This window comes from Anabaena sp. UHCC 0187, assembly GCF_009712035.1.
Taxonomy (GTDB): domain Bacteria; phylum Cyanobacteriota; class Cyanobacteriia; order Cyanobacteriales; family Nostocaceae; genus Dolichospermum.
The window spans coordinates 29,154-55,395 of sequence record NZ_VILB01000010.1; the positions used below are offsets into that span (position 1 = coordinate 29,154).

22 protein-coding genes are annotated in these 26,242 nt (G+C 38.6%); 9 read left to right on the forward strand and 13 right to left on the reverse strand.

Annotation, left to right across the window (positions count from 1 at the left end; genetic code table 11):
* Positions 1 to 259 precede the first annotated feature (259 nt).
* A complete protein-coding gene (locus FJR11_RS08425) occupies positions 260 to 1,717 on the forward strand; it encodes an ammonium transporter (RefSeq protein WP_168503261.1) in 1,458 nt (485 codons plus the stop codon).
* Between the two features lie 95 nt (positions 1,718 to 1,812).
* Here FJR11_RS08425 and FJR11_RS08430 read toward each other — a convergent pair whose 3' ends face one another.
* Together FJR11_RS08430 and FJR11_RS08435 are read right to left on the reverse strand one after the other, a co-directional pair.
* Complete coding sequence (locus FJR11_RS08430; RefSeq protein ID WP_168503262.1) at positions 1,813 to 3,315, reverse strand: pitrilysin family protein; 1,503 nt, start codon at positions 3,313 to 3,315, stop codon at positions 1,813 to 1,815.
* 170 nt (positions 3,316 to 3,485) lie between these two features.
* Entirely contained in the window at positions 3,486 to 5,063 is a 1,578-nt protein-coding gene (locus tag FJR11_RS08435) for a pitrilysin family protein (RefSeq protein ID WP_254444718.1), read from the reverse strand.
* A gap of 151 nt (positions 5,064 to 5,214) precedes the next feature.
* Between FJR11_RS08435 and FJR11_RS08440 the strand changes: the two genes are divergently transcribed.
* Positions 5,215 to 5,829 (forward strand): TetR/AcrR family transcriptional regulator, encoded by a 615-nt coding sequence (locus tag FJR11_RS08440; RefSeq protein ID WP_168503263.1) that lies wholly within the window; start codon positions 5,215 to 5,217, stop codon positions 5,827 to 5,829.
* Positions 5,830 to 5,870: 41 nt separating this feature from the next.
* On the opposite strand, the gene FJR11_RS08445 is transcribed toward FJR11_RS08440, so the two are convergent.
* The 5 genes from FJR11_RS08445 to FJR11_RS08465 form a co-directional block, all read right to left on the reverse strand.
* Positions 5,871 to 6,311, reverse strand: coding sequence for a DUF4332 domain-containing protein (locus FJR11_RS08445; RefSeq protein WP_168503264.1), 441 nt, complete (start codon positions 6,309 to 6,311; stop codon positions 5,871 to 5,873).
* 314 nt (positions 6,312 to 6,625) lie between these two features.
* A complete protein-coding gene (locus FJR11_RS08450) occupies positions 6,626 to 7,426 on the reverse strand; it encodes a PhzF family phenazine biosynthesis protein (protein WP_168503265.1) in 801 nt (266 codons plus the stop codon).
* A 29-nt stretch (positions 7,427 to 7,455) separates the two neighbouring features.
* The gene (locus FJR11_RS08455) at positions 7,456 to 8,292 is read right to left on the reverse strand and encodes a DUF2887 domain-containing protein (RefSeq protein ID WP_168503266.1); all 837 of its coding nucleotides are present in this window, start codon (positions 8,290 to 8,292) and stop codon (positions 7,456 to 7,458) included.
* Positions 8,292 to 9,914 carry a radical SAM protein gene (locus FJR11_RS08460; protein WP_168503267.1) on the reverse strand — a complete coding sequence of 541 codons (1,623 nt, stop codon included), beginning with the start codon at positions 9,912 to 9,914 and terminating at the stop codon, positions 8,292 to 8,294. Before FJR11_RS08460 ends, FJR11_RS08455 begins: the two co-directional genes overlap by 1 nt.
* Before the next feature lie 16 nt (positions 9,915 to 9,930).
* Positions 9,931 to 10,185 (reverse strand): SemiSWEET transporter, encoded by a 255-nt coding sequence (locus tag FJR11_RS08465; RefSeq protein WP_168503268.1) that lies wholly within the window; start codon positions 10,183 to 10,185, stop codon positions 9,931 to 9,933.
* A 218-nt stretch (positions 10,186 to 10,403) separates the two neighbouring features.
* On the opposite strand from FJR11_RS08465, the gene FJR11_RS08470 reads away from it, so the two are divergent.
* Positions 10,404 to 10,616 carry a hypothetical protein gene (locus FJR11_RS08470; RefSeq protein WP_168503269.1) on the forward strand — a complete coding sequence of 71 codons (213 nt, stop codon included), beginning with the start codon at positions 10,404 to 10,406 and terminating at the stop codon, positions 10,614 to 10,616.
* 5 nt (positions 10,617 to 10,621) lie between these two features.
* Here FJR11_RS08470 and radC read toward each other — a convergent pair whose 3' ends face one another.
* Together radC and FJR11_RS08480 are read right to left on the reverse strand one after the other, a co-directional pair.
* The gene (radC, locus tag FJR11_RS08475; RefSeq protein WP_168503270.1) at positions 10,622 to 11,353 is read right to left on the reverse strand and encodes a DNA repair protein RadC; all 732 of its coding nucleotides are present in this window, start codon (positions 11,351 to 11,353) and stop codon (positions 10,622 to 10,624) included.
* 147 nt (positions 11,354 to 11,500) lie between these two features.
* On the reverse strand, positions 11,501 to 12,439 hold the full coding sequence (locus FJR11_RS08480; protein WP_168503271.1) for a phosphoribulokinase: 939 nt from the start codon (positions 12,437 to 12,439) through the stop codon (positions 11,501 to 11,503).
* A gap of 445 nt (positions 12,440 to 12,884) precedes the next feature.
* Between FJR11_RS08480 and FJR11_RS23535 the strand changes: the two genes are divergently transcribed.
* From FJR11_RS23535 to FJR11_RS08495, 4 genes are all read left to right on the forward strand, one after another.
* Positions 12,885 to 13,646 (forward strand): serine/threonine-protein kinase, encoded by a 762-nt coding sequence (locus tag FJR11_RS23535; protein ID WP_254444719.1) that lies wholly within the window; start codon positions 12,885 to 12,887, stop codon positions 13,644 to 13,646.
* Positions 13,636 to 14,601, forward strand: a complete 966-nt coding sequence (locus tag FJR11_RS23540) for a formylglycine-generating enzyme family protein (protein WP_371417489.1) — start codon at positions 13,636 to 13,638, stop codon at positions 14,599 to 14,601. The genes FJR11_RS23535 and FJR11_RS23540 overlap by 11 nt, the downstream gene beginning before the upstream one ends.
* An 848-nt stretch (positions 14,602 to 15,449) precedes the next feature.
* Complete coding sequence (locus FJR11_RS08490; RefSeq protein WP_168503272.1) at positions 15,450 to 16,112, forward strand: class I SAM-dependent methyltransferase; 663 nt, start codon at positions 15,450 to 15,452, stop codon at positions 16,110 to 16,112.
* A 13-nt stretch (positions 16,113 to 16,125) separates the two neighbouring features.
* Entirely contained in the window at positions 16,126 to 16,551 is a 426-nt protein-coding gene (locus FJR11_RS08495; protein ID WP_168503273.1) for a DUF29 family protein, read from the forward strand.
* A gap of 268 nt (positions 16,552 to 16,819) precedes the next feature.
* Here FJR11_RS08495 and FJR11_RS08500 read toward each other — a convergent pair whose 3' ends face one another.
* Together FJR11_RS08500 and FJR11_RS08505 are read right to left on the reverse strand one after the other, a co-directional pair.
* Positions 16,820 to 18,172, reverse strand: coding sequence for a (Fe-S)-binding protein (locus FJR11_RS08500; RefSeq protein WP_168503274.1), 1,353 nt, complete (start codon positions 18,170 to 18,172; stop codon positions 16,820 to 16,822).
* 61 nt (positions 18,173 to 18,233) lie between these two features.
* Positions 18,234 to 19,520: an FAD-binding oxidoreductase gene (locus tag FJR11_RS08505; RefSeq protein WP_168503275.1), complete on the reverse strand. Its 1,287-nt coding sequence runs from the start codon at positions 19,518 to 19,520 to the stop codon at positions 18,234 to 18,236.
* A gap of 281 nt (positions 19,521 to 19,801) precedes the next feature.
* On the opposite strand from FJR11_RS08505, the gene FJR11_RS08510 reads away from it, so the two are divergent.
* Positions 19,802 to 21,106, forward strand: coding sequence for an efflux RND transporter periplasmic adaptor subunit (locus FJR11_RS08510; protein WP_168503276.1), 1,305 nt, complete (start codon positions 19,802 to 19,804; stop codon positions 21,104 to 21,106).
* Between the two features lie 107 nt (positions 21,107 to 21,213).
* Entirely contained in the window at positions 21,214 to 24,381 is a 3,168-nt protein-coding gene (locus FJR11_RS08515; protein ID WP_168503277.1) for an efflux RND transporter permease subunit, read from the forward strand.
* A gap of 56 nt (positions 24,382 to 24,437) precedes the next feature.
* Here the strand turns inward: FJR11_RS08515 and FJR11_RS08520 are convergent, their stop codons facing one another.
* Positions 24,438 to 25,205, reverse strand: a complete 768-nt coding sequence (locus FJR11_RS08520; protein WP_168503278.1) for a Uma2 family endonuclease — start codon at positions 25,203 to 25,205, stop codon at positions 24,438 to 24,440.
* 144 nt (positions 25,206 to 25,349) lie between these two features.
* A complete protein-coding gene (locus FJR11_RS08525) occupies positions 25,350 to 26,195 on the reverse strand; it encodes a pentapeptide repeat-containing protein (RefSeq protein ID WP_168503360.1) in 846 nt (281 codons plus the stop codon).
* Positions 26,196 to 26,242: the final 47 nt, after the last annotated feature.

Genomic DNA, 26,242 nt, shown 5'->3' on the forward strand with positions numbered 1-26,242 from the left:
TATTTACTTTTATTAAATACAAAATCAACCAACTTTATTAAGAAATAATTCAGAAGTCGGAATTAAATTTTGATTTCTGCCGACATTCAAGTTGATGACTGTTCCACTCAACTAAAAGCAGAAATTATCCAATAAATTTCTGTTAATGTTCTATGTTTATTTTTTATAACCATATTGAACAAGTGTGACAGATTTGCAAACATAAAGATGAGATAAAAAGCCTAACTTAATTACAGCTTTTCTAGCAGGAAAAACAGCAATGAATAAACGTATTCGCCCCTTGTATCGCCTTCTAGCACTAGCTATAGGTTCAATGGTTTTGGCAATTTTTGCGCCCACAGTTGTCCAGGCCGCAGACCCTGTAACACTGGAATCCTTAGACGCAACAACCAAACAATTACAGATTTCTATTGATACTACCTGGGTATTACTCACAGGCTTTTTAGTATTCTTCATGCAGACTGGTTTTTCGATGTTAGAAGCAGGTTTGCTACGTCAAAGAGGTGTAGTTAATGCCCTATTGGAAAACTTTATTGATGCTGCTGTCACCATTTTAGTGTGGTGGGGTGTGGGCTTTGGAATTGCCTTTGGCACAAGTGCTGGTGGGTTTATTGGTACAGACACCTTTTTCCTAAGTCAACTACCCGTTGACGGCGCTTTTACCAATGCTGGTGTACCGGGAATAGCTTCTGGACTCAATGCTTATACCTTGTTCTTTTTCCAGTTTGCCTTTGCGGCTACTGCCAGTACGATTACTACTGGGGCAATGGCTGGGAGAACAGACTTTGTTGGTGATTTAATCTACAGTGCCATTATGGGTGCGTTCAGCTATCCCTTAATGGTTCATTGGGTGTGGAATTCCAGCGGCTGGTTAGGGAAATTGGGTTTTCATGACTTTGCTGGTAGTACCGTAGTTCACACCGTTGGCGGTTGGACAGCCTTAGTTGGGGCTTTTTTACTTGGCCCCCGTCCTGGACGGACTCCTTGGGGACAAATTCCCCCCGCCCATAACTTAGGTTTAGCAGCTATGGGAACAATGATTCTCTGGTTTGGCTGGTATGGCTTTAACCCTGGTTCAACTCTCGGTGCTGGTAATCCTGGGTTAATTGGTTTGATTACCTTAAATACTACCCTGGGTGCTGGTGGTGGAGCGTTATCAGCGTTATTTTATCAATACCAACGTTCCGGTAAATGGGATTTAACCTATTGTCTGAATGGTTCTTTAGCTGGTTTGGTAGGTATTACCGCAGGTTGCGCTTTTGTCGCCCCTTGGGCTGCGGTTGTCATTGGCTTAACTGGTGGAATTTTAGTAATTTTGGGCATTGATATTATTGAATCTTGCAAAATTGATGACCCTGTGGGAGCTTTTGCAGTTCATGGTATTAATGGCATGATGGGTACACTGGCAGTAGGCTTTTTAGGTCAATCAGAATTGACTTTGAATAAAAAAGCTGGACTGTTTTTAGGTGGTGGTTTTGATTTGTTGGGTGTACAGATTTTGGGGGTAGTTGCAATATCAGTTTTTACTATTGCTTTTGCCCTTTTAATGTTCACTGGACTCAATGCTATTGGTAGACTGCGTGTTAATCCTGAAGCTGATAAAGTTGGGATTGATAACTATGAACACGGTGCAACTGTTTGGCCTGATGTTTATGCAGTTGAGGAGTTTGTAGAAGAGGAGAAAAATCACTTAAGAAATACTCAAGTTGACGCATAGTTAGGAGTCAGGAGTCAGGAGTCAGGAGTCAGGAGTTAGAGAAAATTTCTCCCCCTGCTCCCTGCTCCCTGCTCCCTGCTCCCTGCCCCCTGCCTTTATTTCTGGGCTGCTGGTTGAGTACCAGGAATAGTAATATCTATGGTTATTACCTTGGCGGCTAAATCGGTTAATGGTTGTTTCATACCTGTTTGATTTCCGACTACTAAGGTGACTAAATTTTCTGGTTTCAGGTATTTTTGTGCCACCCGTTTAACATCTGCTGCTGTAGTAGCAGTAATGGCTTTTTGATAGCGAAATAGGAAATCAGCAGGATAACCATAATATTCGTATCGCATTAACCTAGATAATGTTTGACTAGGATTTTGAAAGTTGAAAACAAAGGAGTTTAATGTCGAGTTTTTGGCATTATTTAATTCTTTGTTTGTAACGGTTTGAGTTTGTAACCGTTTGATTTCTGTTTCCAGTGATTTGATGAATTGAACTGTTGTTTCTGTGCGAGTTTGTCCTCCAGCAACAAATGTTCCTGGATAGTCGAACCGGGGACTCCACATACCATAGACAGAATAAGCTAAACCTTGACGCGATCGCAATTCATTAAATAAGCGTCCCCCAAAGCCATTGAGAACGTCATTCATTACGTCCAAGGCTGGATAGTCAGGACTATCGAATTTGCCGCCCAAATGCCCAATTAAGACACTACTTTGGGTGAGTTGGGGTTGATTAACAAAAAATACACCGCCTAAATTAGCTTGTGTAACTTGTGGTAATTGGGTTTTCGCAATTTGAGTATTTGCTTTCCAGTCACCAAATTTGGCTTGAATGAGCGATCGCATTTTTTGAGCATCAAAATCGCCCACAATCCCTAAAATCATATTATTGGGGTGAAAATATTGCTGATAGAACTTCAGCAAATCCTCACGGGAAATTTTATCTAAAGTTGCATACTCAACTGTACGCGCATAAGGACTTTCTTGCCCATAAATTAATTTTCTGAATTCTCGACTGGCAATGCTGTTAGGGCTATCATTACGACGAGCAATACCACCGCGAATTTGAGTTTTTTCCAAATCCAACTTTTCCTGTGCAAAAGCCGGTTCTCGTAATACCTCAGTAAATAGCCCAAATGCCATTTCTATATCTTCACTCAGGGCTGCAAAACTAGCACTACCGGCAGCTTCTCCCATATCTGTTTCCACAGAAGCGGCTCGCTGTTCTAATATCTCATTTAGTTCATCAGCAGAATGCTTTTTAGTGCCACCACTTCGCAATGTAGAACCCACTAAACTAGCTAAACCTGCTTTTTCTCCTTCCAACCGGCTACCTGTTCTGATCAATGCTGTACCAGTTACCAATGGTAGTTCATGATCTTCCATCAAATAAACTACCAAGCCATTTTCCAGTACATATCTTTCATACTTGGGTAATTTAACTGCCGAACCTGGCGGAAATTTTAAATCAGTGTAATGCTTTGCTGTTGTTGCTGCCCAAGAAAAATTCAAATTTACGAGCAAACAAGCCACAACAATCACCAAGGTAAAAACAAATCTTTGTCCCTTGGAAAACTGGAATTTTTTGCTTTTCAAATCAAACCTCAACATATCTTTTCTGTCTTCAATTTTGGATCAGGATTGCAAGATTAATCCTGTTTGAATTTAAGAATTTCTAGACAACACGGCGTAAATTAAACAATTATTAAAAATCTCCAAAAAGCTTGGATAATTTGCTTTTTTAATTTTTAATTATTAATTTTTAATTCCGCCTTGCGGTACTATCCTGGCTGTTTTGACAACAACTTCCCAACTATGCGATTTTCGGGCGTAAAAGTTACCTTGGCAACTCTTTGAATATCTTCAGGAGTGACTGCGGCAATTTTGTCTAATTGCTGAAATAAATTGCGCCAAGAACCTGTTTTCACTTCATATTCTAACAACTGTGCTGCCATACCTGAATTAGAATCAAGGCTGCGTAATAACCCGGCTCTAGCTTGGGTTTTTAGTCTTTCCAATTCTATTGCAGAGACAGGTTCAGTTTTCAATTTATCAATTTCTTGCCTTAAGGCGATCGCTACTTGATCTACTGTTTTCCCTGGAGATGTGAGAGCATAAAAGAAGATGAGATTAGGATATTTATCTCCTGGAAAGCCACTAGAACCTTGAGCATTCAGAGCTAAACCTTGTTTTTCTACCAAAGACTTAAACAGTCTTGATGTTCTCCCGTCACTCAATAAACTACCAATCAGTTCATAAACTGCATTGTCAGGATCGGTAATAGCGGGACGATGATAACCTTCTAAATACCAAGGTTGGGTAGGTAATTCTAAAGTAACTTCCCTTGTGGCGGTTTGCTGGGGTTCTACGGGTAGTTTTTGCTGGGGTTTGGGTTTAGCTTGATAACGTCCAAAATAAGTTTGGGCGAGTTTTTTCACTTCCGCAGGATTCACATCTCCCACAACAGCAATTGTTAAATTACTGGGAGCATAATAAGCATCAAAAAACTTCCTAACATTCTCCGGTGTTAAGTTGCGAATATCTTGATCATAACCAATTACTGGTCGTCTATAAGGATGAACTTTGAAAGCAGCATCTGTGAATTTTTCTACCATCTGGCCGATAGGAGAATTTTCTACTCGCAGCCGTCTTTCTTCCAAAATTACATCTTTTTCTTTATAGAATTCCCGAAATACAGGATCTAAAAACCGATCTGATTCTAGAGACATCCACAGTTCTAATTTATTGGCTGGAAAGCTGTAAAAATAGCGAGTGGCTTCGGAGGAAGTAGTTGCATTTAAACCCACACCTCCAGCTTGTTCGACTATTTGCCCCATTTCGTTTTGTTTAACTAATTTGAGGGCTTGGGATTCTATAGACTTAAATTCAGTTTCTAACCGGGCTATTTCATCTTTTTTTCCACTAGTTTTTGTGGTTTTGATTTGGTTATCTAGCTTTTCTAACTTTTCTAAAAGTGGTGCTTCAGCTTTATAGTCTGTAGTACCGATGCGCTTTGTTCCTTTAAATGCTAGATGTTCGAGAAAGTGCGCTACCCCTGTTTGTCCATCGGGTTCATCAATCCCACCAACATCAGCATAAGTGAGAAAGGAAACTACTGGGGCTTGATGTCTTTCTAAAACGATGAATTTTAGCCCATTATCGAGGCGAAATTCTGTTAATTGATTAATTACTCGTTCTAGGTAAGGTTGAATAGAATTTGGGGATTTTTGCAGGGCTAAAGCTGTTTCTGGGATCAATCCCCCACTAAATACTATCAACGCCAAAGTGGTGGCTAATAGCCGACGAAATAGGGATTTTTTAAGGCTACCCATGAAGAAATCTAAAATTGTCTGGTGCATGAACAAAAGTTAAAGTAAATTTACATTACTTGAGAAATAGCGTAATTAACACAGTTCCAGTTAACCTTCTATTAAGCTTTCTGTTTTTTTTGCATTTGATGTTGCACAATAAGGCTACAAATCTTGTTTTGGAGATATCAAAATAACTACTATGCGAGTTTTTCATTCTCCTCCATCATCAGAAGCACAGACGCGCACACGTATTTTGCAAGCAGCACAACGGTTGTTTGCTGCTAAAGGGTTCGAGGGAACTACCACCCGTGAGTTAGCACAAACCGCAGGGGTAGCTGAGGGAACTCTCTTTCGTCATTTTGCCAATAAAAAAGCAATTTTGGTGGAAGTGGCCACTAGCGGTTGGGTGGATATTCTCACAGATTTACTGACAGAACTCAGCGAAATGGCGAGCTATAAGGCTATAGCCCAATTAATGCGTCGTCGGATGTGGAATTTACAAAAAAATGCCGATATTATGCGTGTTTGCTTTATGGAAGTGCAATTTCACCCAGATTTGCGCGATCGCATTCAAACAGAAGTTATTGATAAAATGACAGCCGTTGCTGAAGCATTTTTTCAAACTGCAATAGATAAAGGCATCTATCGTCAGATGGATGCCAAGCTTGGAGCTAAAGTATTTTTGGGTTTATTTGCAATTGCCGGGTTTTCTGATCATACCCTCATAGACCCCAACGCCTCCCCCCAAGAAATGCAAAAAATGGCGGAGGGACTAGCGGATATATTTCTTAACGGTGTCTTAGCAAAGGAATAGGCAAGAGGCAAGGGGAAATAATTATTACCACTGACAACTGACTAATTACCCATTGCTTGCGCTTGATGACTCCATTGTTGCACTAATTCAACTGCTGGACACATATCGCGGCTGTGTAAAGTTGCTACCTGTAAGCGCATAACCTGTCTATGCAATCTGTGAGTGGGAGTTTGCGCTAATTGCGCTATAGAAATAACGCCAGCGTGAAGCAATATACCGCAATATTGAGTTCCTACACTGGGAACACGGGCTAAACCTGCCAAAACTACCCATTTATTCACAGAATGGATATTTACCTGTAATTTACCTGCTAATACTATTCTTTCTTCTGGAGTTTTTCCTCTTTTAATTAGTTCTTCTGTGGTATTAATGCCACAATTTTTCAGTTGAGCTTGATCTTCTGGGCTTAATCCTGGTAAGTCTTTTACAGGCCAATCGGATTTTTGAAGTAAATTTCTATTATTTGTACGGTTAAGGGTCATTTTTTCAGTTTTTAGTATGGGTTTATTTATGTAAAAATTCAGGATTTACTGGGATTTTACTTTCTGAATTCTAACATTTTTATCAAATGGCCATCCTTCTTTAGGACGGTATTACTAACATTATCACCTATAAAAAATGGAAACCTCAATTTATTTATTGCCCAACTTCCTGCATTAAAGGATGTTCACAGTCAATAATGCCCGATAAGTATCAGATTAAATCTAAAATTTTCATTACAAATATTAACCTAATCATTGTCTGAGATCCCCGACTTCTTAAAGAAGTCAGGGATCTGATCTGTTATTATCAATCCTTAATCTATAGTTAATTTTCCTCGCATTACTGTTACAGCTTGTCCAGATATAAAGACGCGGGTTGCTCCTGGATAATTCACTTTCACCACTCCACCCCGACTAGAAGCTTGATAGGCTAAAAATTCATCTTTTCCCAATTTATCCCGCCAAAATGGTGCTAAACAACAGTGTGCTGCACCTGTTACCGGATCTTCATCAATCCCTAAACCTGGGGCAAAAAAGCGGGAGATAAAATCATATTCTGAGTCAGAATTGGCGATGCTAGTAACGATAATATCAGCCTTAGTTAAGGTTTTCATCTGCTGGAAATTCGGCTGCATTTCTCTGACTAGTTGCTCAGATTCTACTTCTACTAAATAACCGAGAGAATTTTGAACAACAGATTTACAAGTTACTCCTAAAACTTGACTTAATTCTAGAGGTGATTCTACAGCTTGGGAAAAATTGACTGGAAAATCTAACTGAATCCAATCATTTTCTAGTTTAGCTATCAGTATACCACTTTTTGTATAAAAACGCGCTTCTTGATTTGGTAATAAATGCCCTTGTGACCATAATACATGGGCGCTGGCTAAAGTTGCGTGTCCACACAGGGGAACTTCTGTTGTTGGTGTAAACCACCGTAAATTAAAACCGTCATCTTGTTTTATTAAAAAAGCGGTTTCTGATAAATTCATTTCCTGGGCAATATTTTGCATCCATGATTCAGATTTTGGGCTATCTAAAACACAGACAGCCGCAGGATTTCCTTTAAATGGGGTATTAGTGAAAGCGTCTACTTGAGTAATAATTTGATTCATTTTCAGTCAGAAGGTAGAAATCTCTAAATCTATAATTCTGTGCGGGATTTTAGCCATTGTTCCAAGTCGCTAATTTCTACAAAGTCTAATAATGCTTCTCCCAGGTCTTCTAGCTGTGCTATTGTCAAGCTATTGATGTTTTTGATATACGCATCTCCCAATTTTCCAAATCTCTTCGATAATATCCGCAGCAGTAAGTTTTTCTCACCTTCTTGTTCACCTTCCTGTTTAGCTTCTTGATATACCCTTGTTTGCTTAATATCACTCACTAAAAACATGGCTTCTATCTCCTGACGGCTTAATTGTGAAAACTTTGACATCAACACACTTTCCAGTAATTCTATAATACCTTGTCTTTCACTATCATTGCTAACTTCTGTCTTTGTTCTTGTCATCAAGTTTTTCACCAATTCCTGTGATTGGTTTTCTTTACTGACAATTAATTCAATTAATCCCATCCCTATTGACCCTGATGGTATTTCATCTAAATAAATTCGTTTGATTCGACCACTATTGACTAATTCTTGTTGGTAATTAGTTAATTTCTCTACATCCAAACTCCGTTTCGCAAATAAAGCTACTGCTTGCCAATCTTGTTCGGGTTTATATTGATTAAGATAAATGTTGATTTCTGTAATTAATTCCCAGTAAAACTCTGGTTTGTTTTGAAATTGTACCTCTACAAAATAGATGGGTTTTTCTAAACTATCTGGCATAAATATCCCATCAAATCGAAAGGCTTTTTCTTTGACTTCTACAGAAGTAAATTGATAACCTTCCGCATTTTCGGTTGGTTGTCCCAGTAGTTCAAATAATAGAGTATGGAAGGTGAGGAAGATTTGGTAGAATATGGTATCTGTGTGCATTATTGATGATGTAATTCCCAGTTTGTAGCTTCTGCTAAATGTTTAATTAGTGTAGACTGTGGTAAAGGTCCTTGTAAGTGATTCCAAGGTAGAATTTTCTCAGTTGACCAATTACTATGAACATAAAAATCTAAGTCGGGAATTTGTCCTTTTAGTTGTTTGAAAGCGCGTTTGTAACTTCCCAAAGAGTCACCAAAATCACGGGTTAATTCTAATAATTGGCAAAGTCGGCGATCGCCTCTGGACAACAAAGCCTGTATAATTGACCAATTATAGCTTTCTGGTCTAAACTCTATCCCTTGGGGTTTGATTTGCTTTTGTAATAATTGTAACCGCTTCTCAGCTTGCTTATTTACCCCAAACCATTGAAATGGAGTATGGGACTTGGGAACAAAGGTACTGCATCCCAGTGTTAACCGCAAACCAGGAGCAGCTTTTTTAACACTTTGCATCATTTGTACAGTTGCGTCTATATCTTCGGCTTCTTCCCCAGGAATTCCCACCATTCCATAGAGTTTTAAACTAGATAAACCACCAGCTTTTGCATTGATAGCAGCTTGGATAATTTCATCATTATCCAATTTTTTATTGACAATTTTCCGGACTTTTTCTGAACCACTTTCAACCGCAATTGTTAATGATCTGGTATCGCGTTTCACCAAAGTTTCGGCTAATTTAACTGTAACTGTATTGGTTCTCACCGACGCAACACTTAACCGCACATCCTCATATTTTGGCTGACTAATATAATCTAATAATTCTGTAAATTCTGGATGTTGGGTAACAGAAGCCCCCAATAAACCCAAACGATTTGTAACTTTTAAACCGCGTTCAATTCCCGGAATTAAAGAAGTTTCTAAACTCGCAGTTCTAAAAGGCAAAGTTAAATAACTGGCTAAACAAAAGCGGCACATTTCGGGACAACTTCGCACCACTTCCACCATATAAATATTTTCCCAAGCGGCTTTTTCTGTCACAACAGTAGAAGCAGAAAGAGTATTACCTCGATAAGTTTGCTTTTGGATAATTGGCGGAATTTCCGCTGAAATCGGATTAATTGATTTTATTTCCCCATCTGGGCTAATATATTCTACTACATATAAACTAGGAATATAAATTCCGGGAACTTGGGCTAAAGTTTTTAATTGAGTTTCTCTATCAGCCTTTCTAACTTTTTTATAAGTATCTATAAAATCACCAAGGAGATTTTCACCGTCTCCTAATAAAATCACATCAAAAAATTCTGCATAAGGTTCAGGGTTAGCTGTGAGAACTGGGCCACCACCAAAAATCAAAGGATGATTGTGATTGCGGGAATTAGCCCGAATGGGAATTTCTAAAGATTCCAAAAGATTAAAAATATTCACATAATCTAATTCCCAAGACATCGAAAAACCTAATAATTCTGGATGTCTAGGAAGTTGTTCCCGAATATCAGTAAATAAGCGACTGACCTGCAAATCCTCACGCATAGCCAAAGTTGCCCACACCACCTGATAACCCAGGCTAGTTATCCCCACCGTGTACTCATTGGGAAAGGCAAAAATTACGGGGATAGCGTCATGATTGGGGGTTGCAGGGCTAAATAGCAGGCGTTCCGAGTCAAATACAGATGAGGTCACAGCTTTTTTGGGAAAGTTATTTATATTTAATTTTAAGCCATAGAATGATCAAGTTAAAAAATAATGTCACCGCGTTGGCAATAATAACTGGTAAAGCACCGAGAATAATCCCATAGGTTAACCACAATAGTAAGCCACTCATGAAGATAATCAGCATTACATAAGAAACATCTTTAGCCGATTTTGTGCGCCATATTTGGAACATTTGCGGTAAAAATGCGACTGTAGTTAATGCACCTGCAACTAATCCTAAAATGGTAATAAAATCCATATTTAAAAAATATCCTTAATTTCCAGATTGTACTCCATTAATTCGATATATTTAGCCAAATAGGGAAAATTAACTCTTGAATAAGTTTTGATAGATGATGTTATTTGAATCTGAGATTAAAAAAAGAATATTATGTGTAAGTTATTGTTTTCCTGATAATTAGGGCATCCTAGAGAGATAGAGATAAATTACAATTGCTAATCCATGAGGAATCGAATATGAAACGATACATACCCTTTTTTATTATTGGCTTTATTCTCTTTGTAACAGTGGGAGATAAGGTACTACCAGGGGATTTAGGGAAATCCAGCATTCAAACCCGCATAGCTTTAAATAACTTTGCTCTAAACCTATTTCCCACTGTTAAGCGTCCTAAAAACCCTAATGCACGCACAGAGAAACAACTAGAAGAATTAGACCAAAAAAGGTAGAAATATTAATCAACTTGCGGACAATTATCCCACAAAGTTGTAATTTCTCTTAAACTCTGATGAGTCCCATTACCTAAGATTAAATGATCTAAAATGGGAATGGCTAACAGTTCAGAGCCGGCTAATAATTGACGAGTTAATTCTATATCTGCTTCACTGGGTTCTAAACTCCCAGAAGGGTGATTATGGGCAACTATTACCCTGGTAGCACCTTGACGAATGACTTCTCGAAAAATATCACGGGGAGAGACTAAAGTTTCCGTGGCTGTCCCAATGGTAATTACCTTTGTTCCTAATAACTTGTTTTTCACATCCAGTAACAACACAGCAAATCTTTCTTGATTTTGCCACATCAAGTCTTGACTCAGCACCGCAGCCGCAGCAATGGGACTATCAATCACTGTTCCGTCGGAGGGACGGGATAAAAAAGTCCGTTTACCCAATTCAATTGCAGCCAAAATAGTTGTGGCTTTGGCTGGTCCCACACCAGGGATTTCCATTAATTCAGCAGGGGAAACATCTCGTAAAGCAGCTAAGGGGTCACACTGACCTTTGCCCAATTGCTGTAATATATATTGCCCTAAACCAACTGCGGATAATTTACCAGGGCCTTGACCAGTACCCAGCAAGATAGCAATTAATTCCGCTGTAGCTAAAATCTTCGGTCCGTGAGTCATTAACCTTTCACGAGGGCGTTCATTTTCCGGTAAATCGGCTATTCTCAGGCAATAAGTCATACCAATTGGGGATTTTGGATGGGGAATAATTGGGTAGAGCCATTATTTATTTATCCCTTATTGCCGGTCACAATTATTCCTCCTTGACAAAATCTTTATTTTTTGTGGAAATTACCTACGTAATACTGAACTATCAGCGCGAATTACTTATTGGTAGATTTGCGTAGCTTTGAGCATATGGTAAGTAATAATCAACTGAGTCAGGGCGAGGGGGTAACTTTGCAAGGTTTCTCCAGTTGTCCCCGCAATTTTACCCAATTCTGGATTACTTTCCCGATCACATACACTATTTAAATGCGGCATATCGTTACACATAATCCGTTCGATTTTATTCACCTGTTCCAGGGTTGCATGACCGTCAACCTCTAAAACATCCACCGGTTTTCCCATATCTCTATCTAGTCCCAAGCGGATAGCTGACTGGGTATCACTATGACCAGCGTGAATAATTTCCGTAAAATCAGGGTGAGGAATCGAAGGACGCAGCACCAAGCGCACATTTAAACGTCCATTAGTGTTATCAATCTCATCATTAGGAGGATAGAAACTGACCACGATATCTGACCATTGCCGCTGAGGACGGATATACATTTCTGAATCTGGTTCGCGTTTATCTAACTCCGCTAATACCTGTTCTGGTGTATAACCGCGCTTTTGGGTATCCCGTTTCACCTTCCAATCAGCGCGAAGTGGTTCAGGAGGGGCAAGATAGACTTTAACATCATAAGCATCACGGGCTACACGGGTAGAATAACCTAGTAACCCTTCAATAATCACAAATTTACTGGGTTTGATATATTGCGGCGGCTCAAATGTCCCTGTGGAGTGGCTGTAAACCGGCTTGAGAATTGCCTGTCCTGTCCGTAGCAGCGATAAATGTTGCTGCATGATATCCAGATAGTTACAATCAGGATGCAGGGCTGTAATCCCCAATTCCGCCCGTTGTGTGCGATCGTAACGGTGGTAATCGTCTGTACAGATAATAGTCACATTTTCTGGACCGAGTACCTGAGCAATCCCTCTAGTCAGAGTTGTTTTCCCAGCAGCACTATCACCAACAATACCCAGAATAATTGGACGGCTCATGAATACCCCCTCTGACGCGAGTAAGTTTATAGAATAATCTTTAATTTTAGAGGGCAAATAAGCCCTTTTTTTAGAAAATCTTATCTTTGCAACATCTCTACATAAACTAACTGGATTTGGTGTTGCTGATTAATGGGATGATTTTTTTTCACGCAGAGACGCAGAGACTCAGAGATTGAGAAACGCCATAGATTTTAATTAATGAGACAGAATGAATTACACAACTGATTTTCCTCTTTATCCTGTCAATCCTTAAATCCTGGACATCCTGATTCAGACAATCAAGACTTGACAAGGCTCAAAGCTTGTATTATGCTTATGTTATAGGTGGAAAAGTGTGCGTCCATATATATAGGCTTTTCCAACACCAATATAATTATTTTCCTCTTTATCCTCTAAATCCTCAAATCCTGGACATCCTGATTCTGACAATTTAAATTTTTTTATGGTTTATTTTACCCCAGGGCAACTACTCAAAAAAGGACAATACGAAATTATTGATACTCTAGGACAGGGAGGATTTGGTATTACCTATTTAGCGCAAGATCATAAACGCAAAAAACAAGTAGCTATCAAAAGTCTCAACGTCTCCTTTTTGAAACAACGCTATCGAGATAAATATGGGAATACAGAAGGTTTTGGAGAATTTCTAGCAGAAGAACAGGACAAGTTTAACACCGAAGCGATGGTCTTAGCTACCTTTGATCATCCTCACATTGTCAAAGTGTATCCTGAACTGTTTCAAGAAAATGGTTTATCTTGTATGGTGATGGAATATGTCAAAGGCAAAAATTTAGAACAATATTTATACGCAAATGGTGTTTTTAGTGAAAGTGCAGGTTTAGAAATTATTAAAGGAATTGGCGAGGCTTTAAGTTATATTCATAGTCGTAATTATCTGCACCGAGATATTAAACCTGCGAATATTTTACTGCGAGAATCTGACAATAAAGCCATATTAATTGATTTTGGTTTAGCCAGAGAAGTCAATTTTGCGGAATTGATGAGTTTAACTAATGCCAAAACTCCGGTTTTTGCACCACCAGAACAATTTGAAAATAGAAGTAATTTCACTCCCGCTTTAGATATTTATGCTTTAGCAGCGACATTATATGTAATTATCGCCGTTCATGAACCTCCTTTCATTCCTCTGCCTAGTCCTTATCTGAATGCTAAGATTATGCTAGGATATGAAAATGGCGATTGAACCACCGCAAAAATACAATTCTCAAATTAGTCAAAAGGTAAATGATGCTATTCTCAAAGGAATGGAATTAGATTATCAAAACCGTCCTCAGTCTATTACAGAATGGTTTAAATATTTAGGTATTCAATCACAAAATAATGATCTCAAAACTTTCACTTTTGAAGTTGTCACAACCAACGAGAAAGGAAGCATTATCAACAAACGCAACCACTCAGCAAATTACTTTGTGGAAGATTTGGGAAATGGGGTGAAGTTGGAAATGGTGGAAATACCCGCAGGAACATTTTACATGGGTTCACCGGAAAATGAAGCGGGAAGAGAGGATGATGAAAGTCCCCAACATCAAGTTACTGTTCCCAGCTTCTTTATCGGTAAATATCCTTTGACTCAAGCACAATATCAAGTTATCATGGGAAACAACCGTGCTTACTTCAAAGGTGCTAATCGTCCTGTTGAATGTGTGAGTTGGAATGATGGAGTGGCATTTTGTCAAAAGTTAAGCCAAAAAATAGGTAAAAAGTATAAGTTGCCCAGTGAGGCACAATGGGAATATGCTTGTAGGGCAGGAACAACCACACCTTTTTATTTTGGTGAAAGTATTACCCCAGATTTAGTAAACTATGATGGTAACTATGTCTACGCTGCTGCACTAAAAGGGCAATATCCAGAACAAACCACAGATGTAGGAACTTTTCCCCCTAACGCTTTTGGTTTGTATGATATGCACGGCAATGTGTGGGAATGGTGCGAAGATGATTGGCAGGAAAATTATATAAATGCGCCTATAAATGGTAATGCTTTGATTAATCGAAGCGTATATAGGGTTATGCGCGGTGGTTCTTGGTTCAGCTATCCTGCTAATTGCCGTTCAGCTTGTCGCAACTACGACCTTGCGGACTACAGTAGCAACGACTACGGTTTTCGTGTTGTGTGTGCTGCTGCGTGTACTCTGTAGCTCTTTATACTCTTGCTCTTTTACCCTCTGCTCTTTTTTCTTTTCTCTTGTCTCGCCGTTAGGCGGAATTTTTTTATTAGAGGGATACTATAAACAAAAACCTTATATATATGGGCGCATACTTTTCCACTTATAACATAAGCATAATTGAAGTTGATAATTTTGTCAATGTCTGAATCAGGATTTTCAGGATTTCAGGATTTACAGGATGTTGTTTAATGATTATTTGTGGGAAGTTGGGATTTTTCAGGATGTTGTTTAATGATTGTTTGTGGGGATTTTGGTGATAATTTTGTCTGAATCAGGATTTTCAGGATTTCAGGATTTACAGGATGTTATTGGATGATTGTTTGTGGGGATTTTGGAGATGATTTTGTCTGAATTAGGATATCCAGGATTTTCAGAATGGGTAATTGGTAATTGCGAAAATGCTGTAAACTAACCATCTAAGAAGAGCATAAAACAACATCTTTAAAATATCCCAACTTCCAAAAATCACCACTTCCTCAAAAACAATCTTTCAATCACATCCTGAAAATCCTCAAATCCTGGATATCCTGATTCAGACTAAAAAAAACACCACTTCCTCAAAAACAATCTTTCCATCACATCCTGTAAATCCTGAAATCCTGAACATCCTGATTCAGACAAAAAAATCACCACTTCCTCAAAAACAATCTTTCCATCACATCCTGAAAATCCTCAAATCCTGGATATCCTGATATGGCTTGCGCCACGCTTCGCTATCAGGATTAAAAGAGGATTTGGGGGTTGACATTCGATTTTAAATTTGTTATCGTAGACTTGATAAGGAAGAACTATCATTAAATAATTAATAAATATAAATCATGATCAAACAAACCCTGGGTTTAGAACAAAACCTATATGATTATTTGCTTTCAGTTTCCCTGCGCGAACCAACTATTTTAACCGAACTGCGTCAAGAAACCGCTCAAATGCCCAGGTCTATCATGCAAATATCTCCTGAACAGGGGCAATTTATGACATTATTAATTAAATTGATAGGAGCAAAAAAAACCTTAGAAGTAGGTGTATTTACTGGCTATAGTTCCTTAGTAGTGGCTTTGGCTTTACCCGCTGATGGTAAAATAGTGGCTTGTGATGTCAGTGAAGAATATACAAGTATTGCGCGTCGTTATTGGCAACAAGCGGGAGTCGCTGATAAAATTGATTTACATATTGCCCCAGCGTTGGAAACATTAGATAATTTATTGACAGCAGGGGAAGCAGGAACTTTTGATTTTGCCTTTATTGATGCTGACAAAGGTAACTATGATAATTATTATGAGCAGTGTCTTGAATTAATTCGTCCCGGTGGATTAATTGCCATTGATAACGTACTGTGGTCAGGTAAAGTTGCAGAAACAGAAATACAGGATAATCAAACTAATAAAATTCGGGCTTTGAATCGCAAATTACATGAAGACTCCCGAATTACCCTGAGTTTAGTTCCCATAGCAGACGGATTAACCCTAGCGATGAAAAATTAGGAAAATCAACCACATGGAAGAACTACTTACCCTCAAAGAACTCCTGCACCAAGGAAATATCACAGAAGCCTTATTAATTGTCGAAGAATTAGAAGAAATGGGCAAATCTGATAAACTGAATAAAATATTTAGTTATGGCATCATTTTACTTCTACACTTAATTAAGCAAGCTGCTGAAAATCGCACCACTAGGTCTTGGAATCTTTCTATTCGCAACTCTGTCAAACAAATTCAACGCAGTAATTCCCGTGAAAAAGCCAAAGGAACTTATCTGAGTGAAACAGAATTAGCAACAACTCTAGAAGATGCTTATGATTTAGCATTAGAAAAAGCAGCAATAGAAGCTTTTGAAGGACAATATGAAGCAGAAGAATTAAGCAAATTAGTCCAACAAGAAGAGATCATAAAAAAGGCAATGAACTTAATTTGGGAACGATAAATAAGATCCCCGACTTCTTTTTATCTTCTTCAAGTGAGGTATAATGGGAGGGAATTAACCGCAGATGGAAGAGGATAGACGCAGATAAACGCAGATAAATTTGTACTTCATTAGATTAAGAGGCATTGCTGAATTGATGTATGAAAGTAGAAAATTCCATCTCTTGAACTCTTACTCTCTGTGCCTCTGCGTCTCTGCGAGAGATAAATTCATACTTTTATTCAGCAACGCCGATTGAGAAAGGTTATAAACTGGATATTATAATTGTCTAAATCTCCAACTTATCACCCCGAATCGCATAATCTAACAATTCCATTGGGTGCATAACAGAAATAGTTTTCCCCTGCAAATACTTACTAATCTGCAAACTACAACCAGGGTTAGGAGAAGCAATTAAATCTGCACCAGTATTGATTAAATTCTCAGCTTTTTGTTTACCTAATTCTTCCGCAACTTCTGGCTGTAACATATTATAAACCCCTGCACTACCACAACACAAAGCCGCGTCTATAGGTTCTTTTAAAGTCACACCGGGAATTTGTTTTAACAGTTGACGAGGTTGGACACTAATTTTTTGACCATGTAATAAATGACAAGCATCCTGATAAACTAAAGTCAGATTTTTATCAGTCAAAGGTGAAAGTTTAGCCGTTAAACCCACATTAGCTAAAAACTCCTGTGAATCCTTAACTTTTGCCGCGAATACTTTGGCTTTTTCCGCATATTCTGGATCATCTGCCAAAATATGACCATATTCCTTCAAAGTATGACCACAACCGGCAGCGTTAATAATTACAAAATCCACATTAGTATCAGCAAAACTATCAATCATTTGTCTTGCTAAAACTTTCGCTTGTTCAGTTTGTCCTTGGTGTTCAGGAAGTGCAGCACAACAACCTTGAGACTTAGGAATTACCACCTCACAACCATTCGCTGTTAAAACCCTGACTGTCGCTTCATTGACACCAGAGAAAAACAACCTTTGCACACATCCTAAAATTACACCAACCCGATATCTTTTTTCACCCTTCGCTGGGATGATATCTGGTAAATTATCCTGAAAAGATTTAAGAGTAATTTCCGGTAAAATAGATTCCATAGCTGCTAACCGGGGAGATATAGCTTTAATTAACCCAGTTGCTTGCAATACCTTAGAAATTCCTAACTTTTGATAAACTAATAAAGGAAAAAGTAAAATTCTTAAAAGATCAGGATTAGGAAACAGAGAAAAAATCAATTGTCGAACTAACTTATCAGGTAAACTGCGATTATAATTTCTTTCCACCTGATGTCTAGTAGCCGAAATTAACTTATCATACTGCACACCAGAAGGACAAGTAGAAACACAAGCCAGACAACCCAAACAAGAATCAAAATGTTCAACAGTAGCCGTATTGAGAGCAATTTCACCCTCATTAATAGCATCCATTAAATATATCCGTCCCCTGGGAGAATCCATCTCCTTACCTAATACCCGATAACTAGGACAAGTAGACAAACAAAAACCACAATGAACACAACTATCAATTAACTTAGGATCAGGTGGATGATTGCCATCAAAACCCTTCAAATTCTTAATACTAGCAGTATTATTATTCACCGAACCTTCCGAAACTTGCATTTATATTTCTCCCCTCTTAACCTCTGTGAACTCTGTGCCTCTGCGGTTCGTTTCTTAAACCTTAAATCCCACCCACAAACCGACCAGGACTTAAAATATTGTGAGGATCAAACTGTGTTTTAATTCCCCGCATCACTTCCAAAGTATTACCATTATACCCCCAAACATCAAACCTTTCCTTCAACTCAACAGGTGCAGATAAAATACTTAAAAAACCAGAATTTGCTGCACATAAATTCCGCAAAGGTAAAATCTGATCTTGATTTTCTAACCGCACCAAACCTAAACCACTGCTAACGTGAATTAAACCAATATCTAGTTGATTGATAATTTCCACCGCAGCAGTTGGTAATACACCTATTTTGCAAGTAATTGTAGATTCTGGACTAGAAAAATGTATTTGTTCTGGTAATCGTTGCCATAAATCAGCTTCTTGATTTTCTGAATAAATTACCCCATGTAAACCCAACTTTTCGCCAATTAACAAAAGTCGTTTTGACTGTTCTTGGACACTTTCATTAATACTTTGAAACCGGGCAATTAAGCCTACTCCTGTCCCCAAATTTAAATTATTTACTAACTTACTTGATAATAAATCAACTTGAGTTGGTGTTAATTCAGAACTTTGTAAAGTTCTCACTGCTTGGGATATAGCTTCAGGTTTACCAGTTAATATTACAGTTCCCGAAGTTTCAGGAATAGGATAAACTCGAAAAGTGACTTGGCTAATAATTCCTAATGTGCCGTAAGCGCCAGTAAATAATTTCATTAAGTCGTAACCAGCGACATTTTTGACAACTCTTCCCCCTGCTTTAGCGATTTGTCCATCTGCGCGGATAAAAGTTATACCTAAAAGTTGGTCACGCACACCACCATAACGTTGACGCAGAGAACCTGTATCAGCAGTAGCAACCATACCACCAATAGTGGCAGAATTGGAAAAAGCCGGATCAAGTGCTAAAAATTGGTGATGTTTAGCCAAAATCTCCTGAAGCTGGGCAAATTTCATCCCTGCTTCCACGGTGACAGTTAAATCACCAACTGCGTGTTCTATGAGTTGATTAATACCTTCGGTACTGACAATAATATCAATATTTTTAGCTAAACCACCCCAATTGATTTTACTACCGCTACCCCAGGTTAGAACACGCCATTGATGACTGTTAGCGATCGCTATCACTGCGGCTAATTCTGCTTGACTATGGGGATAAACGATACAACTGGGGCGGCTTTTGGAGTCTATCCCTTGTTGGATTTTTTGCTGCTGGGTGGGGGTGAGATTTTCCCACAATATAACGGCGTTTTCCGCGCTGAGAATAGAAGTTAAGGTAGATGCTATGGGATTCATCAGTCTATTTTTAATATCCTTTTTATTAATGTAATGGTTATTCTGAGCAAATTGAGCAAATACTGAATTTAGGTTCTTCCTTGCTGACTATGTCCCATTAACTTGCCAAATCTCTATAATTAACTTACGGTAGATTGTAAACAATTGTAAAGCCTGTATATTTAAATTAGTTAACATATATTTTTTCCAGTGTCATCATCCTAAATGGGTAATTTTAAAATCAATATAATGCGGACACAGATAGGGTTTTAACGATTCGTTCTTTCAACTTGTTATCAGCCATGACATTACCTCAGCCTCAAACCGATGTTACAGAAATTCCCCAACCACCCGCCAAATCAAGTCGGTGGCTGCGATTATTATTAGCTGCACTATTATTAATTGGGGGTGGAATCGGAATCACTTGGAAATTGCTAACTCCTGAAAACCCAAGCCCAGCAGTGGCTAATGCTCCACCTCCAGGGGTCAAAGTTAAACTATCACCAGTGCAAACAGGCACAGTTGAAGATAGTACAGAATATATAGCCAGTCTAGAATCACGGCGTTCAGTCAATCTCCAACCGAGAATTCAAGGTCAAGTTTCGCAAATATTCGTCAAATCAGGAGATATAGTTTCCTCCGGTGCGGCAATTATCCAAATAGATTCTCGACAACAACAAGCCGCAGTTAGTAGTTTATCGGCTGCGGGTCAAGGTTCGCAAGCACAACTAGAAAACGCTCGCGCTACCCTGAAATCTTTGCAAGCAGAAAGGTTAGCTAATGTTGCAGATGTGCGCTTAAACCAACAAGACTATAATCGCTATTCTGAATTAGCTGCACAAGGGGCTGTATCTCGACAAACTCAAGATTTATATGCCAATAAACTGGCGACAGCAAAAGCCCAACTAGGAGCGATAGATTCCCGCATTCAAGCCCAATTAGCTACCATATCCCAGGTAGAAAAATCCTTACTGCAAGCTGATGCCAATATTAAACAACAACAAGTTCAACTTCAATATTATAAAATAACCGCTCCCTTTACAGGAACTGTTGGTGATATTCCCGTTAAAGTCGGTGATTTTGTCAATACTTCCACCCCATTGGCTACCATCACCCAAAACCGACCTTTGGACGTTAAAATTCCTGTCCCCTTGGAAAAAGGTACGCAATTGCGTCAAGGATTACCAGTGGAATTAATTAACGCCCAAGGTCAAACTATAGGCAATAGTAGTATATTCTTTATTTCCCCCAATATTACCAATAATTCTCAATCAATATTAGTTAAAGCCCTTTATAACAACGCTAACGGTCAACTGCGAGCAGATCAATTAATTCGGGCAAAAGTGATTTGGAATCGGCGTTCGGGAGTTTTAATTCCCACAACAGCAATATCTCGAATAGCTGGGGAAACCTTTGTATTTGTAGCTCAAACAGGAAAATCTCCTGAAGGTATTTCCCAATTAATAGCCAGACAAAAACAGGTGAAGTTAGGCAATATTAAAGGTAATGATTACCAAGTAATTTCAGGATTGCAAAAAGATGAAAAACTGATTATCTCAGGGGTACAAAATCTCAGAGACGGACTCCCAATAATTCCTGAAAATTAGGTGACAGGTGACAGGTGACAGTTAAGAGGAAATAAGAAGAATCACCAATTACCAATTACCAATCACCAATCACCAATTACCAATTACCAATCACCAATTACCAATTTATGTTTGTTGACTTTTTTATTAAGCGGCCTGTATTTACCAGTGTCTGCGCTATTATCATTTTGCTAGTTGGTGCAATTAGTATTCCCACATTGCCCACAGCCCAGTATCCAGAAATTAGTCCTACGCAAATTCTTGTCACGTCTAATTATGTCGGCGCTAGTGCAGAAATTGTTGAAAGTACGGTAACGACGATTTTAGAACGACAGATTAATGGTATCGAAGGCATTAAATATATGACTTCGAGCAGTAGTAACGATGGTGGTAGCACAATTACCGTGACATTTGATGCTTCACGGGATAAGGATATTGCCGCAGTTGATGTTCAGAATCGGGTGACTGCGGCTGAACCACAATTACCAGAAGTAGTAAAGCAAACAGGTGTGACCGTAAGCAAACAGTCTAATAATATTCTGTTAGCGATGGGTTTGTACAGTGATAACAAACAACTAGATAATGTCTTTTTAAGTAATTATGCTGATTTATATATAGTAGATGCCCTGAAACGGATTAAGGGTATCAGTGAGGTGCGGATTTTCGGCGAGCGCCGTTATGCAATGCGTCTATGGCTTGACCCGAATAAATTGGCTAGTCGGAATCTAACTACGGATGATGTTATTGATGCCCTGAATGAACAAAACTTACAGGTAGGTGCAGGGCAAATTGGACAACAGCCAGCCGTAGATGGTCAGATGTATCAAATTGACTTGAGGGCAGTGAGTCGGCTGACGGAAGTTGAGGAATTTGACAATGTAGTCATTAAAACTGCTGCTGACGGTAGTTTGATTAAGTTAAAAGATATAGGGAGGGCGGAACTGGGCGCTCAAAACTATAGCTCATTTCTCCGGTTTAAGGGGAATGAAGGTGTGGGGATTGGGATTTTTCCGACACCGGGAAGTAATGTTTTGAACGTGGCTAATTTAGTCAAAAAGGAAATAGCCCGATTATCTCAAAGCTTTCCCCCAGGGATGAAATATCAAGTGGCATTTGACACCACTACGATTGTCGAAGAGTCTTTGGCAGAAGTGATCAAAACGCTCTTAGAAGCGATCGCACTGGTAATTCTCGTTATCTTTATCTTCCTACAAGATTGGCGCACAACTTTAATTCCTGTCATCACCATTCCCCTCTCCTTAATTGGTACTTTTGCCTTTGTCAAACTGTTTGGCTTTTCCATCAACATCCTGACCATGTTTGGTTTAACTTTAGCCACAGGGATGGTAGTTGATGACGCAATTATTGTCGTGGAAAATATCTCTCGCTTAATTCAAGAAGAGGGAATGTCACCCCGACGAGCCGCTTCCGTGTCCATGCAAGAGCTATTTGGGGCGGTAATTGCTACTTCCCTTGTATTGATGGCAGTGTTTGTACCAATAGCTTTTTTCCCAGGTGCAACTGGACAAATTTACAAACAATTCGCCCTGACAATTGCCTTTTCTATCGTCATTTCCACATTTTTAGCTCTCACCCTTACCCCTTCGCTTTCCGCCTTGTTATTACGGCAAAGACCCGCACCTAGAGGGGTTTTTGGCTGGGTATTTGGTCGAATTAACTGGTTTTTAGAAGCCATGAGAAGTGGATATGAGCGCTCTTTAATATTTTTGGTAAAAATAAAAGCGATTGTTCTCCTCTTATTTATCGGTTCATTAGGTTTCACAGCTTGGCTTTACATGACCGTACCCACAGCATTTCTTCCCGACGAAGACCAAGGTTATTTCATTACAATTATCCAAGGTCCAGAAGGTTCTTCACTCAAATACACCAGTAAAGTCATGAGTGAAGTAGAAACAGAAATTCTCAAATTACCCGAAGTTGTCGGTACTTTTGCCATTGGTGGTTTTGGTTTTAGTGGTAATAGTGCTAACAGTGGCATAATTTTCACAACCCTCAAATCCTGGGACGAACGTAAACAACCAAATCAATCTGTACAAGGTATTATTGGCAATTTAAGAAAAACATTTTCAGGAATTACTGAAGCTAGAGTTTTCCCAGTTAATCCCCCCGCAATTCGCGGTTTAGGTAGTTTTAGCGGTTTCCAATTTCAGTTACAAGATATAGCCGGAACTAACAGCTTAAATTCTATGCTGGGAGTTGTTGGTCAATTCATGATGGAAGGTAATAAAACCCCCGGACTGCAAGCTGTATTTAGCACGTTTACCGCCAATACACCGCAAATTTTAATTGAAGTTGACCGCAATAAAGCGAAATCTCTGCAAGTTTCCATTGACGATATTTTTAAAACCCTGCAAACTTATTTGGGTTCACGATATGTCAATGATTTTAATTTCCTGTCTCGCACATATCGAGTATATATCCAAGCCGATGCTCAGTTTCGCTCCAATCCTGATGATATCGGTTTATTAAATGTGCGTTCGGCAACTAATCAGATGATTCCTTTAAATAGTTTGGTAAAATTAACTCCCACAACAGGAGCGCAAACTATTAATCATTACAACTTATTTCGTTCCATTGAAATTAACGGTTCTCCTGCTCCTGGTTTTAGTTCTGGACAAGCAACTTTGGCTATGGAACAACTAGCTAAAAAGATATTACCCACAAGTATGGGATATGAATGGTCAGGTATTGTCGCTCAGGAAAAAGAATCTGGTGGACAAGCACCGCTGATTTTTGGGTTAGGCTTAGTTTTCGTCTTTTTAGTGTTAGCTGCTCAATATGAGAATTATGTTGATCCTTTAATTATTATGCTGGCTGTTCCCTTAGCGATTATGGGAGCTTTAGCATCACAATCATTACGGGGTTTAAATAATGATGTATTTTGCCAAGTCGGGTTGGTAATGTTAATTGGTTTAGCAAGTAAAAATGCAATTTTAATTGTGGAATTTGCTAACCAATTACAAGAACAACAAGGGTTATCAATTACCAAAGCAGCGGTAGAAGCAGCACAAGGTCGGTTACGTCCGATTTTGATGACGGCTTTTTCAACTTTGTTGGGGATTTTTCCCCTCGCAACTGCCACAGGTGCAGGTGCAGCGAGTCGTCAATCTTTGGGTACTGCGGTATTTGGCGGAATGTTTGTGGCGACTTTTTTAAGTTTGTTTATTGTGCCAATTCTCTATATCATCATTGGCAAAATTCGCCAGCGTTTGCAACCGATTCGCACCTATCCCCATTTAGAAATACGTGAAGATGATCACGTTTCAACTAGATAATATTCTCTCGTTCCCTCGTTCCTAGTCTTAGACTGGAAGAGGGTGAGAGATTTTGTTTATTCTAAATCAGGTTCAACACCAAGCGCACGTAGTTGGGCAATTAATCTTGCGGTTTTTTGCCTTTCTTGTTCAGCTTTTTGTTTTTCTTGTTCAGCTTTTTGTTTTTCCTTTTCTGTGCTTGTTAACATCCAATTACCGTCTTTGTCGTACCAACGTAACCAAGGCATTTCGACGGTTTTATAACTTCCTTGCCACACTCCCAAACCTAATTCTATTTCGGGAATCCAAAACCGGAAATCTGATAAGTTTACTTCAGCATAACGAGCGCCAGTTAACTGAAACATTCTAAATTCAGATTTATAACGATCAAAGATGGCGTAATAGGGTACTCTTAAAATTTGTTCGTAAACTTCCCATTTACTAGGCGGGTTTTCTGGATCTCTTAATGTTTGCCCTAAGTCTTCTTTTTCTGTTCCCGGTGAGAGTAATTCAACGACAATATAAGGATTAACTGCTTCTTGCCAAACTACATAACTTAATCTTAAATCTCTATTTTCATATAAATATGGTACTCCCAAAACTGCAAACCAATCTGGTATTTTATACCATAAAGGATGACGTACATTATAATAAAGATTGAGATTACTGCCTATAAATATCTCTTTTGATGGATAATTTGCTGGCTGAAATGTGTCTGTTAATAATTGTGGTTGGAATAAATGAAATTGATCTGGTAAACCAGGTTGATTTTGATCTTCGCTAGGAAGATCATACATTGTCGGTAATGTTTCTTTAGGGGAAAGTGGCGGATCTGTTTGATACATTCTTAACAATCCTAAAGATAGAATTTCTATTTCTATTATGTAGTAATATGATTCGGTTTAGAAAATGGTAGCGTCTGTTTTTAATATTCGGTTTTGTGAGGGAGAAAGTCTTGTTTATTGAGAATGTAGAAGCATCAAATCTTTCTAATCATGAATTGACCCATCAGGCATTATAGCTTCTGTGAGGTTAGCTTCTAGGAGATAGGCTTTTGTGAGGTTAGCTCCAAAGAGTTTGGCTTCTGTGAGATTGGCTACCATGAGTTTAGCTTTTATGAGTATGGCTCCTTCGAGGTAGGCTTTTATGAGGTTGGCTCCTTCGAGGTAGGCTTTACTGATATGAACATTACTTAAATCAAGTCTCTGATTTTCTGGATCTTCATGTTCACGTCGTCCAATTACAGTGAGACATTCTTGAATATCAAGCCGAAGTTTTGGTAATTCTTCTATATCTTTTTTATTTTGAGTATTTAGAAAATTATCTATTAACGGTTTTTTATTTTGTGACTTCTCTTCTTTTTTAACAGGTGCATTCTCACGCACAAAAGCTGTAAGAACTTCCATAATTGTCCACTGGTCTTTTTCTGAATCTTTGGCAATTCGCTCTAAAGTATAAATAGCGCCTAATCTGACTTCAATTTTTTCACTCGCAAGCTGTTCTATCGCTTTAGCAAAGCGTTCTGTAATTTGCTTATCTTGTGCAATTTCAGCATTTTTATTAGCAGCAATAGCACTTTCATTAGCAGCCTTAGCTGTTGCTTCCATAGCGGCTGCTCTTTTGGCTGCAAAGAAAGCATTGATAAATACTGCAATTCCACCAAAAACTGTACCAATAGCTGTTAAAGCTTTAGTTCCATATTCATACTTTTCTTTTAATGTCCAACATTCAATATTTAAAACTCCTAAAAAAATACCACCTGCAAATAAAATAAATATAACCCCTATCGCTAATAACCAATTTCCTAGTGTATCTATATTATTATCATTAGACATAGTATTAATTTTATTCCCTAAACACACAATTCCTCGTTCCTAGTCTC